Here is a 19,383-nt window from a genome sequence, read left to right on the forward strand (position 1 = left end):
GATGCACATTCTTTGGACACGTTTGCAGCAAGTGAATAGTAGTTGTAAAGTCCTCTGGTTTCCGCATTGTATTGGGCAAGAATATCTTCGGGCTTCATTGGAGTCATATATCTGCGAGGCTTTGACCACCAAATGTCTTTGCCATCAATGTTTCTGACTCCAACGCGTTGTACTCAGTGAGCTTCTTTTGTATCACAGCCGAGTTAAGGGTTAACACCACTGCGCCGTTGAAGTCTCTTTTGAGAACTCCGTCCTTATTCCTTTTCACTGCGTCTGACTTTCTGATGAAGATTTCATATCCAAGGAATTTCGCCTTGTCTTGTGCGTGTGTTATCAAAGTTTTCTCATCAGACAATTCAAGTTTGAGTTGTTCTCTCATGAATTGGGTGATGTCCGCTTTGATGGTCTCGCATTCAGACTTGCTTCCGATAACCGATATAAGGAAATCGTCCGCATACCTTACATACTGCATTCTTCTAAAGTCCGCATCCATTGCATCCTTGTGAGGAGTGGACAGCATCTGTTTGCTCAGTTGGGCAATTTCATACAGATAGCTTTTCCGTATCTGCTCATCGGATGTTTTCTGCAACTTCTTTTTCAGCCAGTTCTTCTTATTGTTCAAACGCCAGTATTCGGGATTGATGCTGCGTCTGTCACCTTTGCGGAATTTGGCTGCGTACTCCTTGATGTACTTGTCGAACTTGTCAAGGTAGATGTTAGCCAGCATGGGGCTGATTATTCCACCTTGCGGAGTTCCTGAGTACGTCTTGTTGTACTTCCAGTCCTCCACATACCCTGCATTGAGGAATTTACGGATAAGTCTGAGGAAGCGTTCATCTGATATGCGTTCACGAAGAATGCTAATCAGTACGTTGTGGTCTATGTTGTCAAAGAAGCCTTTGATGTCTCCCTCGATAAACCACTTTGCTCCCGCAAAAGACTTCTGTATCATACCCAATGCCGTGTGGCAGCTTCGATGCGGTCGGAAACCATGTGAAGTGCCTTCAAAATGACCTTCATAAATAGCTTCAAGCAGCAGTCTAACTACCTCCTGCACCAATTTGTCCTCGAATGAGGGAATACCGAGCGGACGTTTCTTGCCGTTCTTCTTCGGTATGTACACTCTGCGTGCAGGGTGGGGTTGGTAACTTTCGTCCTTTAAGGACACAATCAATCTTTCAATCCTTTCAAGACTCATCTCATCGATGGTCTTGCCGTCAGTTCCGGGTGTCATGTTGCCTTGCTTCGCATAGATGCGTTGGTAGGCTACAGCGAACATCTCTTCACTGAACAGATACCGATACAGTCGCTCGTATTTATAATCCGAACTTTGACTGTGGTCACTTAGAGCTTTTAATACTCTTTCTGATTTTTCCATACGTCTTACACGTTTTCAAAATTTGTATTAAAACATTACTAACTGTTCCCCTTCGCCATGTACAAGGCATTACCTTGCTCGGACTACTATGGGAACTCCGTTACCATATTGGATATTCAGAGCCAAAGCCCATAGCCACTTTCATGGCTTTCCAACTTAGGTAATCTCCGTTTAGCTGTATGATAACTATTAGCACGACAGATTGTCGGATACGACTTCCGCCCTTTTCTCCGCTTACTGCGGTTGCGTTGTGGCTGGTTCTTTGCTATAACACCAATGACGTTGTCTTAGTGCCACAATGCGACGTTTGTAAAAGCCTTCCGTCGCAGCTACATCTTTTGCCGCTGGGCTATCGTTCAATCAGTATGGACTTTATCCTCATATCTGTCTTTCTCCCTCGCAATTCAGTCGCAGTCTGGCTTTTGACTGACTTATTGCTTTCCCAAAGTGCTATTTTCACCTTTAGGTTTCCCCTCGGGCTTATTTGGGTGGAAGTAGATCACTTGAACCCTGACCTATCCTCTTGCTAAAGAGGAATTTATCATGCAACCATTACGGACGCACTCATGGCGATGTACACCGAGATAGCGCCTACGATAGCCACAACACCGGCAATGGCGTAACACAGTTTGACCATGATGGGAACGTACTTGGCGATTTCCTCCGTCACGGTAGCCAGTGCAGTCGTACCGGCGGAATAATCGCCTGCGGAGTTCTGGGCCATGACGGCCGTCGTGCCACACAGCAACATCAGTGTGAGCATCTGTACTTTTTTAGCAGAAAACATTTTTTTCATTTGTCTTTTTGTTTTTTGAAACATGATTATTTATTTTAGGGTAAGTATTGCAGTTCTTTCGAATCGTTATGGCGGTACTTGATTCCTGCCTCCCGTTTCTATATGCGATAGCCGAAAAAGGCAGGAAAGACGAGGAACGCACCGATCAGGAACAGGCACGCGCCCACAAGCGTTACGACGGACTTGGTAATGCCGTCCTCGCCCGTGTTCATCTTTACGTAAATCTGGAATCCGGACACAATCACACAAATCCCGGCGATGGCACAACAGAGAGCTTGGACGTAAAACATCATTGTTACCACGTAGTCGTGCATCGTCGCCAGCGCATCCGCACCCCAACTGTAATTCACGCTGCCGCTTTTCGCCAGAGCTGAACAGGGGATGATGGAACAAAGCGCACATAGTATCTTTTTCGTTTTCGACATCTTACAGCTTATCTTTGACCGGTCTCCATTTCAGGCAGGGACGGTTGTCCAAGCGTCCTTTGGAAATCAACGCCTTATACATCTCTTCGTCGGTAAAGCCGTCGGACAGGTAGGGAGCGATCTCTTCCATCTGCGCCTCCGCCTTGGCCTTCAGCCTTTCAAGCCGCTCTTTCGCGGCTGCCTCCTTTTTCCCTGTATCGCCGTCTTGTACCGCAGGCGGGGCAGCTACGGCTTCCGTGTCGCATGTCTCATTTCCGATACTAAACCCGGTCTCGTTCTCCGAAACCTCGACACTCTCTTCCGTGGCATCCATCGGACCGAGGTCGAAAACTTCTTCGTCAGTCTTCTCCGTTCCCTTCTTTCCATACAGGTCACGGGTAATATTGACCGCGTAATAGACGATGTACAGCACCGTCAGTACAAGGGCGAATATAAAGTATGAACTCATCTGTTTTAAGTATGAAATTAAACTTTAATTGAACTTTGAAAGTACAAAAGCAAAGAAAAGTATTATATTTGATATAATGAAAACTCTTTATATCAAACAATATTTTATTACGTATAAATAAGTATGAAACATATAAATTGAACTTTAATTTCATACTTTAAGGCGAATGTACCGGGAAAAACGGGCATAAAAAAAGCCCTCCGGGAGGAGAGCTTTCAAGGGAGGGGTAACGATAATGCCTTACCGTTTCTTTCCGCGCAGGTAATCGTTCAGGTCCTTGTACTCGTGATAACGGAGTGCTTCGTTGTGCACCCGCTTGCCGTACATGCCGGCGATGGTCTCTTCCGTTTTCTGTCCGGCGAGATCATTGTCGAGATAACAGTGTATTTCCTCGTACACCTGCAAGTGTTCCAAAGCCTTTTTCAGGTTGTTCACCGAGTTCATCACGAGGTAATCGCAAGGTGCGCCGATGCAGACCGTATCATCACCCGTCTGTTTCAGCGTCAGGTAAGAGAGAAAATCCATGAAGCCTTCGAACACGCAAACCCGGTTCTGTGCTTCACTATGAGAATGCCTGATGACAGAGATGTCCTTACACCGGATACAGCCCTTATAATAAGGATTGCGAACCTCGTACCCGCCCGCCACGTTACCGAAGGCAAGGGCGAAGTAGCGCCGTTGCCGCAATTCATAATGGACCTCCCGGCAGAACATGCGGCCGATGTCTCCGTCGATTCCACGGGAATGAAGGTACGAGAGCAGCGCATGGTGCTGCAACGGTACGACGAGCACGTCCTTCATGTCGGCTTCGACGGGTCGGGGCGTTGTCCCCGGAATCCGCACCCTTTGTATCGGGATAGCGTTCTCGTGCTTCCCTATATAGGCAAGCACTTCGCTCACGCTGTCCGTCTGGTAAAGGTGTTTGCCCAGTTCCACAAGGTCTCCGCCCGTCGCTGCGCCAAAGTCATACCATTCGTTGAGCCGGTCATTGACCTTGAACGACGGGGTACGCTCATTGCGTAGCGGCGACAAATACCAGTATTGTTTCGATGTTACACTCTGGGGGTGGTAGCCGAGACTGGCAAGATAGTCCACGATACGCAGTTGTTTTGCTTCCGCTATGGTCATGTCATTTTCTTTTCACTTGTTTTCAAAAAACGGTTTACTTTGGTTTTTCTCCTATATATACCCGGACCAAAGTAAACTAAATTATTTTTCACCTTCTGCGTCCTCGCATTCTTCGTCGAAAAGCAAGGCTTCGGTCGGGGTCACATCGTAATAAAAGAGCTTGTCCCGTTTGACGATCAGCTTCAGGTTTTCCGTCAGGTACTGCAGCAGTTTTATCATGACGCTGCGTCCCCGTTTGAACCCGATAGCCTCATAGGAGGCCATGAGAGCCTGCAGTACGTTCTCGAAACCTTTGATGGGCCTGTCCCCGAAAGCGGCGGAAAGCGCCTCCCGGTGCTGCTCGATGGACAAATCCATGAAGCTGCTCCGGGCCTTCGGTCTCACGCTGCCATCAAACGAATAGTTATCCACCATGACCGGCAATCCTTCGTCATCAACGGAAAAAGCAAACGGTTTGAACTCCTTCTCGCGGATATGCAGCGCATGAACTTCACTGATAACGGGATTCTCCGCACTCTTGGTGATGACCAGCACCGTTTCCGCCTTATTGCTCATTTCCGTGCCGATATGCCCGCGCACATTGTTGTCGCCTTTATTCAGGTGCAGCACACAATGGATATGCAGGTCGTATTTCGACGACCATTCCATCATCTTGTTGATAACCTCCACCGATTCGCTGGTGCTGTTGATGTCGAGCATCAGGTCGCGGATGCCGTCAATGATGACCAGCCCGTACCCTTTGTTCTGTCGCAGAGCGTAGTCGATGACCTCAATACGCACGGCCGGCGTGTATTCCCGCAGGCAAATGAAATCGAGATTCTCGTTGTCGGTTGTGGTGGGCAGTCCCGCCAGGCGGAGAATACGTTCCAACACGTTATGGCAATGGAAACGGCTCTGTTCGGTGTCCACGTACAAGATCCTGCGCTTGCCTTCGGGCAGATGCGCCCGGTAGTTCAAAACCTGCCGGCCCGCCAGTGACGCAGCGACAATAGCAGAGACATTAAACGTCTTTTTCGCCTTCGCCTTACCCGTCGAAGCGCTAAAATTGCCGAGCGTCGCTATGGTGGAGTTGTCGATCCATATAATCTGGGGCGGAGTCACGTAGGTGTCCGTGGCCTTTATCTGCGATGCCGTGAGAATATCCGACAGGCGATTCTCGTCCAGTTCCGCCCACGAGTTACGGTCAGTTCTTTTTTCGTTTTCCATAGCGCTTCTGGTTAAAGAACGGTTGGGTTGCGGATACTTCCGTCGCCATACGCATGGCATCGTCCACCGTAGGTTCGTAGTTTTGCAAGAGCCATGCGTCCAGCTCTTCCTTCGCGAAGTAAAGCATCTTGCCGCGAGGTTTGTAGTGCGGGATTTCCTTGTTCGATGTGAGTTTGTACAACATACTTTCGGACACGCCGATATACATGCACGCCTCTTGAAAAGTGAAGACTTTCTTGGTCGTGTAAATGGTATTTTCCAGTAAAGCCACACGCTCCAACAGACCTTCCACCGGTTCCAACTTCTTGAGAACCGCTTCTATGGCGGTCAGCCGTTCGCTTAACCGCTCCATGAATGTTGTTCTGTTTTGCATAAAATACATGTTAAAATTAGACAATGGAGAGTTACCTCCGTTATGCAGCGCGCTAACGGAGGTCAAAGTTATGTGATGTGAACCGGACAGCCGGAAATTCCGGCATGATACTATGCACGTATCACGGCAACTATCACTGTTTTATCTTTCACATACTTGGCTTTTTGGCACTTCGTGTCATATTTTCAGCCGACTGATGGCTTTTCGTATGCCGAGGTTTGCCGATGTAATGTTGTTCCTCGCCGCAGAGAGGGCAGACGAGAGGCTTGAAGCGGTAACATATCTTGTGCCGTCTTTGGACAACAGGAACCGCCCCTTGTCGAGAACCGACTGCCAGTGAGGTAGGATAAAGGTGTTTTCGAGCAACGCATCGAACAGAACCGCCACATGGCGGATATTGTTCACACGTATACAGAAATTCTCCTTGCAGGCAAAAAGCGCTTCCATGTCCTCGATGCGGAGAGTGGAAACGCAAAACAGATGATAAGCGTTGGCGCAAGCCACAATACCTGTCATCTGTTCACGGGAAAAATTGCAACCAAAGGAGAGAGGTGGAGCGTTTCTGGAATCTTCTATACGTGAAGAGTCGAACCATACTCCGGCAATGTCGTACTTTTGTTTCAAGGCCATGCACTCCTCGAAAGAAAATGTTTCTGCGGTAAAGAGGCTTTTGACGAGACTTGTACAATCGAGCAACAGCCCTCTGATGATATGAATGTTCATTTCATGGCAATTCCTGCAAACCGCACTGTTGCAGTCGATGTACCGGTGGCTGTTTATAAAGTCATCCACGTAGCGGCCATATCGTTTGCCGCCTGTCATGACGTCTTGAAGATAAAGCTCCCTTGCTTCGGAGAGCAACTCGTAAAATTCTTCCGCTACATCCTGTTCCGTAGCGAAGTGGTGCAGATGTGGTCTCCCTTCAAAAAAAGAGAGGACCTGTTGTTTTGTCCTTTCATGTCGAATTGTTTTTTATGGGTTTATACTTATTATAATAGTGGCATTACTTCGACCATTTGAAATATCGGAGAAAAGCCGGAAATATTTACCTTAAATTGAATTTGACATGTATGACTACATCAGTCGAATAGGCCGTTAACCAAATTGACTGCTTCGTCTTTTTTCTGGTTGATGATTTTGGCGTACACCTGTGTCATTCTCACGGAGGTATGGCCAAGCAGCTTCGATACGGTATAGAGATCCGCACCGAGCGTCAGCATCATGGTCGCGAATGTATGCCGGGCGGTGTGAAAAGTAAAACGCTTGGTGATTCCGGCCGCTTCGGCCCACGGTCTGAGATACTGATTGATATTTGAAGGCAGGTTGAACACAGGATCGTCTGCAGCCTTGTCCTCACGCTCCGGCATCCATTTCAACGCCTCGTTGGAGAGTGGCAGGTAAATCGGTTCTTTGGTCTTCTGCATAGCTACCGCCAGACGGTATTGGCCGTTATCGACAAAGACATTCTTCCATTTCAGGCCGACAATATCGCTGATACGCAGTCCGCAGAAGCAGGAGAACAGATAGGCATTTTTTACCCTCCCTTCCTGCATCGGAGTGGCAATCAATGCCCGTACCTCTTCGATGGTCATATAGGACCGCACGCTTTCCGGCATTTTGGGCTTCTCCGACTTTTCCATCTCGTTAAACGGATTTCTCAACAACCGTTTAGCCCGAACGGCAGCATTCAGGGCGCCATTGAATATCTGATAATAGGTGTTGCGTGTAGAAGCTGCTATCGGCTTTCCTTTAGGGCGGAAGGTTGTCAGCATGTAGTCGATATAGCCTTGGCAAAAAGCGAGGTCAACCCGATCCAATATAAATCTTTCCCCTGCATATTCTTTCAGGATATGGGTAACGGCTTTGATTTGACCGATGCCCTTCTTGTCGCGTTTCTCTTGGTACTCCAGATAGGTTTGCATCCAGTCCAGCAGATAAATCTTATCCGTATGGTTCACGATACCGGCTTCACCACTGGTCAGCTCGATAATACGTTTCGACTTGATGGCATTTGCGGCAGCCATTGTTATTTCATTTTGCCGACGGGTATTGCTGTCCGTTCCCGGAATAAGATACAGCTTCAGGTACTCGTATGTCCGTTTGCCGTTGCGGTATATATCCAGATACAGACTTTTGCTGCCATCGGACAAATCCTTCATCCGAAGACGGATTGGTTCTTTTACTTTTTTAGGCTTCTTTATTCGTGGCATAATCGTATTCTTTCATTCGTTATTTTTCGTATGCAAATGTACGAATTAAAACTGAAATCAAGAAACAAACAAGAAACAAAAATGTACCCAAAAAGAACCAATTAACAGAAAATAGTGAAAACAACTGAAAGAAATAACTACCCTATAAAGAACTGATATAAAGCATATTTAGTTGTATTTATTTGGATTTTATTTTCATCTTTAATATGCCTGTTTGTTTATTGACAAGTAAAGTTGTTTAACTACCCCAAAAGTGACAAGTGATTTTAGGAATGGACAGGATTGAGGAATATGCCGTAAAAGTAAGTACTACTTACTTTGTCATTTAATATATACTGCAAGTGGCATAGAAGATATACTGTCCTTTCCACGGGTTTCTACCAAGCTGGCATTTAGGCTGATTTTAGAACTTCGTAGCATAAAAAAATCCCCCGCAGAAGGGCGAGGGAACCTAATGTTTTCACAACGGAATAATCCTTATTGTGATTTGCTTCATTTTAGTATGACAAATATATGAAATGGAATGCTTGCGTGCAAGTGTTTCTGAAATAAAATTTTTATATTTGGGAAAATGTAAAGATAACATACTATGAAAAGGATTTTAGGCTTGGATTTAGGGACAAATAGTATAGGGTGGGCGTTGGTGAACGAAGCTGAAACAGATGAGGAAGTCTCGTCAATCATCCGATTAGGTGTGAGAGTAAATCCTTTGACAGTAGATGAAACGCAGAACTTTGAAAAAGGGAAAAGTATCACTACAAATGCGGAAAGAACTCTTAAAAGAAGTATGCGCCGTAATTTGCAGCGATATAAATTACGTCGTGATGCGTTGGTTGAATTTTTGAAAGAGCTGGGTTTTATTACCGACGAAACTATCCTTTCGGAACAAGGAAACAGAACTACGTTTGAAACCTGTCGTTTACGGGCTAAAGCTGCTGAAGAAGAGATTTCTTTAGAGGAACTATCCCGTGTCTTATTGATGATTAATAAAAAACGTGGATATAAAAGTAGTCGAAAGGTAAAAAAGGAAGAAGATGGAGTTTTGATTGATGGAATGGAGATTGCTAAAAAGCTGTATGAGGAGGATTTGACTCCGGGGCAACTTTGTTCGCAGTTACTTGAATCGGGCAAGAAAGTTTTGCCAGACTTTTACCGTTCTGATTTGCAAGAAGAGTTGGATAGAATATGGAGTGTTCAAAAGCAATTTCATCCTGATGTTTTCTGTGATGCCGCCAAAGAAGAAATCAAAGGAAAAAACAGAAGCCAGACATGGGCTATCTTGGCTAACTATTTTGTTTGGAAAGAAGAAGTGGTTGGCTGGAATGACAGAGAAGCAAAGAATGAAACGATAGAAAAAGAATGTAAACTTGTCGGTCTTAAACGGACGACTAAGGGGTATGAACTGAAAAAGGAAAATTATCGTTGGCGTGCGCAAGCTCTTACTGAACAATTAGGTTTGGAAGAGATAGCCGTAGTCTTGCAAGAGATCAATGGTCAGATAAATGCGTCTAGTGGTTATTTGGGAGCCATTAGTGATAGGAGCAAAGTGTTATACTTTAATCATCAAACGGTCGGACAGTATCAGATGGCTGAGTTAGACAAGAATCCCCATGCAAGTTTGCGCAATATGGTATTCTATCGGCAGGATTATTTGGATGAATTTGATAGAATTTGGGAAAAGCAGGCAGAATTTCATAAGGAATTGACAGCTGAATTGAAAAAAGAGATTCGCGATATGATCATCTTTTACCAACGACGTCTGAAAAGTCAGAAAGGCTTGATTAGTTTCTGTGAGTTTGAAAGGTTGGAGATTGTAGTAGAAAAGGATGGAAAGAAACAGACCAAAGTCATAGGATGCAAGGTGATACCTCGTTCGCATCCATTGTTTCAGGAATTTAAGGTATGGCAGACATTGAATGACATAAAGGTATTGGGAAGAGAGAAGAAAAGAAATGCTTTGTCGGCAAGCGAAAGTAGGGCTTTGTATCCAGAAGAAAAAGAAATACTGGCAAGAGAACTTGCGATAAAAGAAAACATGAAGAAAGCAGATGTGTTGAAGCTCTTATTTGAAAATCCACAGGAATTGGATTTGAACTTCAAACAAATAGATGGAAATCGTACTGGGTTTTCTCTCTTTTCTGCCTATAGCAAAATGATAGAAAAGTATGGCTACGAACCGTTGGATTTTAAGAAACCAGCAGATGAGATAATCGGACAGCTAAGAACTATCTTTACCGATTTAGGTTGGAATACGAATCTGTTTACCATTGACTTAACCAAAGAGGGGAAAGAGCTCGAGATGCAACCTTATTTCAGACTTTGGCATCTGTTGTATTCTTTTGAAGGAGATAATACGTCGACCGGTAACGGCAAACTGATTGAAAAGATCATGCAACTTTGCGGAGTTGAGAAAGAATATGCTGTAGAGCTAGCCAGTCTTTCGTTTCAAGATGATTACGGAAGTTTGAGCGCGAAAGCCATCAAAAGGATTTTACCCTATTTGAAAGAGGGTAATCTGTATGATGTGGCTTGTGAATATGCCGGTTATCGTCATTCCAAATCTTCACTGACTAAGGAGGAGATAGAAAATAAGGTTTTAAAGGGCAAGCTGGAGGTTCTTCCTAAAAACAGTCTCCGAAATCCGGTGGTTGAAAAGATTTTGAGTCAGATGGTGAATGTAATCAATACAATCATTGATACGTATGGAAAACCTGATGAAATCCGAGTGGAATTGGCTCGTGAATTAAAGAAGAGTGCCAAAGAACGTGAGGAACTGACGAAAGCTATCGCAAAGAGTACCCGTGAGCATGAGGAGATCCGTAAATTGTTGCAAGATGAATTTGGTATGATGAACGTGAGCCGCAATGATATTATCCGTTACAAACTTTATGAAGAGTTGAAAGATAATGGATATAAAACATTGTATTCCAATCAATATATACCTAAAGAAAAGATTTTCAGTAAGGAGATAGATATAGAACATATTATTCCACAATCCCGTCTTTTTGATGATTCTTTATCTAACAAGACATTGGAGTATAAGGCTATTAATATAGAAAAGGGAAATAAGACCGCTTATGATTTTGTAAAAGAAAAATATGGAGAAGAAGGCTTGCAACAATATATAAATCGTTGCGAAAGCTTGTTCAATGACAAAAAGGCGAAACTTCGGAAATTGAAAATGGAACAGAAGGATATACCGGATGGTTTCATTGATAGGGATTTGAGAAATACACAATATATAGCGAAAAAAGCACTCGCTATGTTGAACGAAATCTGCCGTAGAGTAGTGGCAACTACCGGTTCCATTACAGATCAATTGCGTGAAGACTGGCAATTGGTGGATGTAATGAAAGAACTGAACCTGCCTAAATATGAAGCCTTGGGTTTTGTGGAAACATACGAAGATAAGGACGGAAGAAAAATCAAAAGAATAAAGGATTGGACAAAAAGGAATGACCATCGGCATCATGCGATGGATGCGCTGACGGTAGCTTTTACAAAGGATGCGTTTATTCAGTATTTCAATAATAAAAATGCGGCACAAGATTCAGGCAATAGAAACCATACGAATATAATAGGTATCAAGACCCGTTATTTTGACAAAGGAAGAGCTTTGCCTCCTATTCCATTGGAGCAATTCCGGATAGAAGCCAAACAGCATTTGGAAAAACTGCTGGTATCTATTAAAGCTAAGAACAAGGTGGTGACTGTCAATGTTAATCGAACAAAAAAGAGAAAGGGTGAAAATACGAAGATACAGCAAACTCCGCGAGGTCAGTTGCATTTGGAAACGGTTTATGGTAGTCACAAACAATATGTGACAAAAATAGAAAAGGTGAATGCTTCTTTTGATGCGGCTAAAATAGCGACTGTGAGTAAACGGGCTTATCGAAATGCCTTACTTAAACGGTTGGAAACATTCGGTAATGATCCAAAGAAAGCATTTACAGGAAAAAATGCATTGGAAAAGAATCCGCTTTATGCTGATAAGTATCAGACCATACGAGTTCCGGAGAAGGTACAAACAGTTGAATTTGAAACTATTTATACTATCCGAAAACCGGTCGATCCTGCTTTGAATGTGGATAAAGTAGTTGATGTAAAGGTACGTGCTATTTTAGAACGGCGTTTGAAAGAATACGGTGGAGATCCCAAAAAGGCATTTGTTAATTTTTGGGAAAATCCGATATGGCTGAATAAGGAAAAGGGGATAAGTATCAAGCGGGTTAGCATCCGAGGAATCAATAATGCCCAATCGATACACGTGAAGAAAGATAAGAATGGGAATCCGATATGGGATGAAAATGGAAAACAAATCCCTGTGGATTTTGTAAATACCGGAAACAACCATCATGTGGCTATTTATCGTAAACCTGTTTTAGACAAGAAAGGACAGGTGACGTTTGATGAGGATGGTAATCTGATGTATGAACTGGACGAGGTGGTTGTCCCCTTCTTTGAGGCTGTAACACGGGCTAATTTAGGACTTCCTATTATTGATAAGGATTACAGAAAAAGTGAAGGTTGGCAATTTTTGTTTAGCATGAAGCAGAATGAATATTTCGTGTTCCCGAATGAAAAGACAGGCTTCAATCCGAAGGAGGTGGATTTGTTGAATCCGGATAATTATGCAATGATTAGTCCGAATTTATTTAGGGTGCAGACTATGTCAAAAGTTATGTATGGAAATAATGTTGTTCGAGATTATAAATTTAGACATCATTTGGAAACAACAGTGAAAGATATGAAAGAGTTGAAAGATATTGCTTATAAACAATATAAAACACTTTCTTTTGGTAATAGTGTTGTCAAGATCCGAATTAACCACATTGGACAAATAGTATCAGTGGGAGAATATTAATAGTATCTATTAGAAATTGAAATAAATAGGGTGTATGCTATTCTCAAAAAGGTTGTACCCTTTTTAGAAACAGACTTTTATACTGATTAATAGTAATTTAAAATCTAACTGCTTATGATCAAGAAAACCCTTTATTTTGGAAACCCCGTTTATCTGTCTCTGAAAAATGCTCAGTTGATGATAAAATTACCGGAGGTAGTCAGGAATGATACGTTACCTGAAAGTTTCAAACGAACTTCAGAAGTGACGAAACCCATTGAGGATATTGGAGTTGTGGTACTGGATCACAAGCAGATCACCATCTCTTCGGGCGTGTTGGAAGCTTTACTTGAAAATAATTGTGCTGTCATTACATGTAACAGTAAAAGTATGCCGGTTGGTTTGATGCTTCCTCTGTATGGGAACACGACGCAAAACGAAAGATTCCGGCAACAGTTGGATGCCTCTCTACCGTTAAAGAAACAGCTTTGGCAGCAGACCATAAAGACGAAGATTGAAAATCAGGCAGCCGTATTGAAAGAATGTTCTGGCGCAGAAGTGAAATGTATGTACGCATGGGCTTCGGATGTGAAAAGCGGAGATACGAGTAACCTGGAAGCCCGAGCGGCTGCTTATTATTGGAAGAATTTGTTTTGGATAGAAGGTTTCACAAGAGACAGGGAGGGCATTCCGCCTAACAATTTGTTGAATTATGGATATGCTATTCTGCGGGCGGTTGTTGCTCGTAGCTTGGTGGCAAGTGGGCTTTTGCCTACTTTAGGAATCCACCATCATAATCGTTATAATGCTTATTGCTTGGCAGATGACATCATGGAGCCTTATCGTCCGTATGTGGATCAATTGGTCTGTGGTATCATAAAGCAGGGAGTGGATTATGCGGAACTAACGAGAGAGTTGAAAGCGCAGCTGCTTACTATTCCTGTGCTAGAAACTTATATGTCAGGAAAACGTAGTCCGTTGATGGTGGCTGTCGGGCAAACTACGGCTTCTCTGTATAAGTGCTTTAGTGGCGAATTGCGTAGAATCTCCTATCCGGAAATGTAATATGGATCGGTTTAGCGAATATCGTGTTATGTGGGTACTTGTGTTGTTTGATTTGCCTACCGAGACGAAGAAGGAGAAAAAGGCGTATGTGGATTTCAGGAAAAATCTACAAAGAGATGGATTTACGATGTTTCAGTTTTCTATTTATGTCCGCCATTGTGCTAGTAGCGAGAATGCGGCCGTACATGTAAAAAGAGTTAAATCTTTTCTTCCGGAGCATGGGAATGTCGGAATCATGTGTATTACGGATAAGCAGTTTGGGAATATTGAACTTTTTTATGGAAAGAAAACGGTGGAAGTGAATACTCCTGGACAGCAATTGGAGTTGTTCTAAAAGAAAAATCCCGCTGTCAAGCGGGATTTTTAATGGAAACAATATCTGTTTTTTTTATTCTGATGTGCTTTGTAATCCATTGATTAATAGTTTTTAATAGATAATATGCTGTTTCCAATGGCTCAAAGTTACTAAAATGAAAGCAAATCACAACTCTTTTGTAATTCCTCGTTTCCCGAGTCAGGCTGTTTCCAATGGCTCAAAGTTACTAAAATGAAAGCAAATCACAACTACTATTAAAATGGCTTTAGGCACTGCCGCGCTGTTTCCAATGGCTCAAAGTTACTAAAATGAAAGCAAATCACAACGGTAGTGTAGTATTATCTCTTTCTAAGGAGCTGTTTCCAATGGCTCAAAGTTACTAAAATGAAAGCAAATCACAACATCCCCGTGGGTAAGCGTGAAGGATCGGCTGCTGTTTCCAATGGCTCAAAGTTACTAAAATGAAAGCAAATCACAACCGAAGCTATCAGAGGAAAAAGTGAAAGAGAGCTGTTTCCAATGGCTCAAAGTTACTAAAATGAAAGCAAATCACAACCAGAGGAACTGGAAAAATCCAAAAAGCTGAAGCTGTTTCCAATGGCTCAAAGTTACTAAAATGAAAGCAAATCACAACACAAAGCATGACTCTTTCCAAGGGGACGGTGCTGTTTCCAATGGCTCAAAGTTACTAAAATGAAAGCAAATCACAACCGTGAGGCGGTCTATCTCCCGTCTTACGGAGCTGTTTCCAATGGCTCAAAGTTACTAAAATGAAAGCAAATCACAACACATACTACATCGATAACGTGGAAAAGGAAGCTGTTTCCAATGGCTCAAAGTTACTAAAATGAAAGCAAATCACAACTCGTATAGCTTGGTCATAAACTCAATCTGAGCTGTTTCCAATGGCTCAAAGTTACTAAAATGAAAGCAAATCACAACTAGGGACAGGGCCTTTTGGTAGCGCACAAAGCTGTTTCCAATGGCTCAAAGTTACTAAAATGAAAGCAAATCACAACTGCAATCGCATTGAACCAAAACGCAGAGAAGCTGTTTCCAATGGTCCAAAGTTACTAAAATGAAAGCAAGTCACAATAAAATATTGCAAAATATTGGGGCAGCTACACCAAAAAGTAAGCCATTCTCTTTTATGTCATCAAAATATCTCTTTTTCTGTCATTTTGCTCAAAATGGAGACTTTTAGCTGATAAAGGCTTTTTATGGAAATGCGAAAATAGAGAGAAAAGGAAGGCGGAAACAGCGTATTTCGCCATTTTTTAGTGTATGAATAGGCTTTGTAGAGGGATTATGATCCAATAGTAAGGTGTTTATAACGGCGTTGTATGCTGTTTTCGACTGCGATCCTTATTGTTTCCGACCGGAAATCCGATTGTTTTCGGATGAAAAGCTTATTGTTTTCAGATAAAAAGTCGCTTGTTTGTCCGACTGAGGTTGACAGAAGACGAAATCTTTCGCTAGAATAAATCAGTGAAAATTTGTAATGCGTTGTTCAATAGATTATTGTGAAAAAATATTTTCGAATTTGGAAGCAAGTCGTACCTTGCCTCGAAATAATCGATTCTCCAAGCGTTTAGATTGCAAAGTGTCAGAATGACAATTTGCATTGATTGAGGAATATTTTGGTGCGGTGTTCTGGTAAAAGATTGTTTAGGCACGGCTTTTTTATTTTTTTTGGAAAGATTATCCTATTTTTTAATACTGATTATCAGTTTCTTATATATAAGTTTCTCTCGTGAGCTTATTGTGCGGAATTTTACTTGAGATCCATGCATTCCGGCCTGCTGAAACGGATGGGTAAATGAAAGAGCCGTGTTGTTTAGGTCTTAGATAAATGATTTAATTTCGTACATTTGTTTTTGATAGGCTTAAGCTGGAAACTATGGGGCTTGGTTCCCTATGGTTGAGATTAAACAGATTGTAAATATATAAAGAGTAGGTAAGATGGAAACATTCGACGATATCATTAAAGGGGATAAACCTGTATTGGTGGATTTTTTTGCGACATGGTGCGGCCCGTGTAAGGTGTTGAGTCCGACGGTCGAGGCATTGGGGAAGGAGTTGGCGGGACAAGTGCGTGTCCTTAAAATTGATGTAGATAAGAACGAAGCACTTGCCACACAGTTGAGGATCCAATCCGTACCCACTTTGATCATCTTTAAGAAAGGTGAGATCGTATGGCGCTCTTCCGGCGTGATGGATCACGGAAGCCTATTGCGGAAGGCGCAAAGCTATATCGATTAAAAGCCGTTCATCGGGATCAATACCGTTGGGATCAATAATAGGAATCCTAGGATCACTAGGACAAGGATGAACTTCCATGCCCATTTGAACCATTTATCATACGGGATACGGCTTACTCCTAGAACCGCTATCAGGACACCTGATGTGGGAGTTATCAGGTTCGTGAAGCCATCGCCAAACTGAAAGGCCATGACGGTGGCCTGCTTGGATAAACCGATCAACTCCGAGAATGGGGCCATGATAGGCATGGTAAGGGCCGCTTTGGCGCTTCCGGAAGGAATAACTAAATTGATAAGCGTCTGGATAACGTACATCATCCCGACCGTAGCTACTTGCCCCAAGCCTTCCATCCCTTTCGCTAGGTTAAAGAGAATCGTATCGATCACTTTGCCTTCTTGTAGGATTACGATGATACCTCCTGCCAAACCGACAACCAAGGCGGCGCTCATAATATCCTTGCAACCCTCTAAGAATAGTTTCACAAGCTCATTCGGATCGCGTCCATTGGCGATTCCCGCCGCTATGCCCAAGGCGAAGAATAAAGTCGCTATTTCCATAATGTACCATCCATAGCCCATTACGCCTGTTATCAGGAAAAAGATCGTGAAGAATAAAAGGTTCAATATATATAAATGTACGGTTTTCCGCAGAGTGAATATCGAACTGATTATGAACGCTACGCTAAGAATCGGGATTAAGGGAAGTCCCTCGATTACACTATTCCCGATTTCTAAGGATGTCTGGGGATAATAGACAGAAAAGACCGCTAAGATGATTGCCAATAGGATAAAACTGACCCATGCGGCTTTCGGGGTCCTGTACACGATTTCCAAAGAATGGGTATTATGTAGGTCTCTCCAGTATTGATCATCCTCATAGACTGGTGACAATTGAGGGTTCTTTTTTACCTTGGCGGCATAACGCAATATCCATGTGAAGCCTACCACATTGATAATACACCAACAAACGATACGATACTCGATGCCGGAAAAAAGAGGAATTCCTGCTAAGCCTTGCGCTATACCGATAGTGAAAGGGTTTAAAATCGCTCCGGCGAAACCTAATCCCGCCGCTATAAAAACCATACATACGCCGGTTATGGAATCGTATCCCATAGATATCGCCATCGGGACCAAGACCAGACAAAAAGCGATGGTCTCCTCACTCATCCCGAATACGGCCCCGAATATACTGAAAAGTAGCATGATAGCGGTCAATAAAAAATTGTCTATGCCTATTTTATGAAGGATGGGGTTATTCTCCATTTTGCGTGCTTTCCGCAGGAAACTGACTGTCCCGATATCAAATGCCTTACTGTCGTTCACGATCCAGAATGCACCACCGATGATGAGGATGAAGACGATGATATCCGCCTTGTCCACAAATCCTTTATAAAAGGCGGAGAGTACCTCCCATGTTTGAGGTACGCTTTCCACGGATTCATATACAACGGTCCGCTCTCCATCTGGGCTGATATTTTCCGTGTATTGCCCACCGGGGATAATCCATGTCAATGCGGCGCAAAATAAGATGATGTAAAAAATGATTACGTAAGTGTGGGGTATTTGTCTCTTTTTCATGATTCTGCTTTTTCGTCTTCTTCAGTTAATATTCCGATCTCGGGAAGGATAGCTCGGGCCTCACGGTCGCTAAGCGTATCTACGTCTTTGAGTTTACGTTGGATGGCACGGGTACGGGTACCTAAAACCTCTTCTATTTGCCCGCTGGCGGTTTGCAAGTTCTTTTGGGCTTTCTCGAGCATACCGCCTACTTTCTCGAATTCTTTTTTCACGGCCCCTAAGATCGTCCATACCTCCCCTGAGTGCTTTTGGATCGCCAATGTACGGAAGCCCATTTGTAAACTGTTTAGTATGGCCGCTAGGGTAGTGGGACCTGTTACGACTACCTTGTAGTTTCGTTGCAAGTCCTCCAATAAAGCGGAACGGCGTACGACCTCGGCGTAAATGCCCTCGAACGGCAGGAACATAATGCCGAAATCGGTCGTGGCGGGAGGTGCCAGATATTTGTCCGAAATATCTTTAGCCATCTTCTTGATCGTTGTCTCCAATAATTTTCCGGCTGTCTCGATCGCTTGGGAATCTGCGGCATCGTAAGCGTCTAGGAGCTGTTCGTATACATCTTTCGGGAATTTAGCGTCTATGGGAAGGTATACGAATTCTCGGGCATCATCCCGCCCGGGGAGCTTGACTGCGAATTCAACGACCGCATCCGAACCTTTCCGGGTATGTACATTCGCCTCGTATTGCTCTGGTGCCAATAACTGCTCCAATAACATACTGAGTTGGATCTCCCCGATATTTCCCCGGGTCTTAACATTACTAAGTACCCGTTTTAATCCTCCTACATCCTGTGCTAAGGTTTGCATCTCGCCCAGTCCTTTTTGTACACTTTCTAATTGTTCGGAGACTAAACGGAAAGATTGCCCGATACGGTCATTCAATGTCTTTTGAAGTTTCTCGTCTACGGTGACTCGGATCTCTTCCAGCCTTTTTTCCGTGTTATCCACTAATCTCTGTTGGCGTTCGTCCAAGGCGGCGAATTTCTCTTTCTGCAACCTGTTAAAAGAATCGATTCCACGTTCGAAGGCTTCCTTGAACTCATTCATGGAACGAGCCAGCTCTTCTCGGTTATCTTTTGCTACTAACCGGCTTTCTTCCCGGTTCAGGCGGAAGTCCTCCCTAAAGTTTTTCTCGATACGGTCGAACGAGCGTTGTATCTCGTTTAGTAACTTTTCTAGGTCTTCTTTGTTATTATTTAGCTGTTTAGGACGCAAAAGGATTTGCGTCACGATGATTATAAGAAGTCCGCCGATAATAATCCAATCCATCTGTTTTTAATTTTGACGTCAAAGATAGGTAATCTGTATTTTGCAACAGTAGTTAAATAGAGTTAAATGAAAAAACATTGTTTAT

General features: G+C 43.3%; 14 protein-coding genes, 2 pseudogenes and 1 CRISPR repeat array. Of the genes and pseudogenes, 5 read left to right on the forward strand and 11 right to left on the reverse strand.

Features of this window, described 5'->3' with window-relative positions; all coding sequences use genetic code 11:
• The 8 genes and pseudogenes from CI959_RS14350 to CI959_RS14385 all read right to left on the reverse strand — a co-directional run.
• A pseudogene (locus CI959_RS14350) lies at window positions 1-1,378 on the reverse strand (reverse transcriptase/maturase family protein); the annotation flags it as partial.
• A gap of 562 nt (window positions 1,379-1,940) precedes the next feature.
• Window positions 1,941-2,198: pseudogene (locus CI959_RS14355) on the reverse strand (DUF4134 family protein); the annotation flags it as partial.
• A 74-nt stretch (window positions 2,199-2,272) separates the two neighbouring features.
• Window positions 2,273-2,599: a DUF4134 domain-containing protein gene (locus CI959_RS14360; RefSeq protein WP_004289321.1), complete on the reverse strand. Its 327-nt coding sequence runs from the start codon at window positions 2,597-2,599 to the stop codon at window positions 2,273-2,275.
• A gap of 1 nt (window position 2,600) precedes the next feature.
• Entirely contained in the window at window positions 2,601-3,047 is a 447-nt protein-coding gene (locus CI959_RS14365) for a hypothetical protein (protein WP_004289320.1), read from the reverse strand.
• A gap of 240 nt (window positions 3,048-3,287) precedes the next feature.
• Window positions 3,288-4,175, reverse strand: coding sequence for a toprim domain-containing protein (locus CI959_RS14370; RefSeq protein WP_004289318.1), 888 nt, complete (start codon window positions 4,173-4,175; stop codon window positions 3,288-3,290).
• Window positions 4,176-4,256: 81 nt separating this feature from the next.
• Window positions 4,257-5,381 (reverse strand): AAA family ATPase, encoded by a 1,125-nt coding sequence (locus CI959_RS14375; RefSeq protein WP_004289317.1) that lies wholly within the window; start codon window positions 5,379-5,381, stop codon window positions 4,257-4,259.
• Window positions 5,359-5,733 carry a helix-turn-helix domain-containing protein gene (locus tag CI959_RS14380; protein WP_004294465.1) on the reverse strand — a complete coding sequence of 125 codons (375 nt, stop codon included), beginning with the start codon at window positions 5,731-5,733 and terminating at the stop codon, window positions 5,359-5,361. Before CI959_RS14380 ends, CI959_RS14375 begins: the two co-directional genes overlap by 23 nt.
• A gap of 198 nt (window positions 5,734-5,931) precedes the next feature.
• On the reverse strand, window positions 5,932-6,576 hold the full coding sequence (locus CI959_RS14385) for a hypothetical protein (RefSeq protein ID WP_007478951.1): 645 nt from the start codon (window positions 6,574-6,576) through the stop codon (window positions 5,932-5,934).
• Here CI959_RS14385 and CI959_RS21685 point away from each other — a divergent pair.
• Window positions 6,481-6,774 (forward strand): hypothetical protein, encoded by a 294-nt coding sequence (locus CI959_RS21685; RefSeq protein ID WP_224200298.1) that lies wholly within the window; start codon window positions 6,481-6,483, stop codon window positions 6,772-6,774. The genes CI959_RS14385 and CI959_RS21685 overlap by 96 nt on opposite strands.
• 59 nt (window positions 6,775-6,833) lie before the next feature.
• Here CI959_RS21685 and CI959_RS14395 read toward each other — a convergent pair whose 3' ends face one another.
• Window positions 6,834-7,964 (reverse strand): site-specific integrase, encoded by a 1,131-nt coding sequence (locus CI959_RS14395; protein WP_004289313.1) that lies wholly within the window; start codon window positions 7,962-7,964, stop codon window positions 6,834-6,836.
• 589 nt (window positions 7,965-8,553) lie between these two features.
• Between CI959_RS14395 and cas9 the strand changes: the two genes are divergently transcribed.
• The 4 genes from cas9 (at window position 8,554) to trxA (ending at window position 16,450) form a co-directional block, all read left to right on the forward strand.
• Window positions 8,554-12,828 (forward strand): type II CRISPR RNA-guided endonuclease Cas9, encoded by a 4,275-nt coding sequence (gene cas9 / locus CI959_RS14400; RefSeq protein WP_005855543.1) that lies wholly within the window; start codon window positions 8,554-8,556, stop codon window positions 12,826-12,828.
• A 114-nt stretch (window positions 12,829-12,942) separates the two neighbouring features.
• On the forward strand, window positions 12,943-13,872 hold the full coding sequence (gene cas1 / locus CI959_RS14405; RefSeq protein ID WP_005855544.1) for a type II CRISPR-associated endonuclease Cas1: 930 nt from the start codon (window positions 12,943-12,945) through the stop codon (window positions 13,870-13,872).
• Window position 13,873: 1 nt separating this feature from the next.
• Window positions 13,874-14,206 (forward strand): CRISPR-associated endonuclease Cas2, encoded by a 333-nt coding sequence (cas2, locus tag CI959_RS14410; protein WP_005855545.1) that lies wholly within the window; start codon window positions 13,874-13,876, stop codon window positions 14,204-14,206.
• 107 nt (window positions 14,207-14,313) lie between these two features.
• Window positions 14,314-15,284: direct repeats of the CRISPR family, unit length 47 nt; unit sequence GCTGTTTCCAATGGCTCAAAGTTACTAAAATGAAAGCAAATCACAAC.
• An 866-nt stretch (window positions 15,285-16,150) separates the two neighbouring features.
• On the forward strand, window positions 16,151-16,450 hold the full coding sequence (gene trxA / locus CI959_RS14415) for a thioredoxin (RefSeq protein WP_005855547.1): 300 nt from the start codon (window positions 16,151-16,153) through the stop codon (window positions 16,448-16,450).
• On the opposite strand, the gene CI959_RS14420 is transcribed toward trxA, so the two are convergent.
• Both CI959_RS14420 and rmuC read right to left on the reverse strand, forming a co-directional pair.
• The gene (locus CI959_RS14420; protein ID WP_005855548.1) at window positions 16,447-18,030 is read right to left on the reverse strand and encodes a YfcC family protein; all 1,584 of its coding nucleotides are present in this window, start codon (window positions 18,028-18,030) and stop codon (window positions 16,447-16,449) included. The genes trxA and CI959_RS14420 overlap by 4 nt on opposite strands.
• Window positions 18,027-19,298 (reverse strand): DNA recombination protein RmuC, encoded by a 1,272-nt coding sequence (rmuC, locus tag CI959_RS14425; RefSeq protein WP_022193126.1) that lies wholly within the window; start codon window positions 19,296-19,298, stop codon window positions 18,027-18,029. Before rmuC ends, CI959_RS14420 begins: the two co-directional genes overlap by 4 nt.
• Window positions 19,299-19,383: the final 85 nt, after the last annotated feature.

The organism is Parabacteroides sp. AT13 (assembly GCF_002272965.1).
GTDB classification, from domain to species: Bacteria; Bacteroidota; Bacteroidia; order Bacteroidales; family Tannerellaceae; genus Parabacteroides; species Parabacteroides distasonis.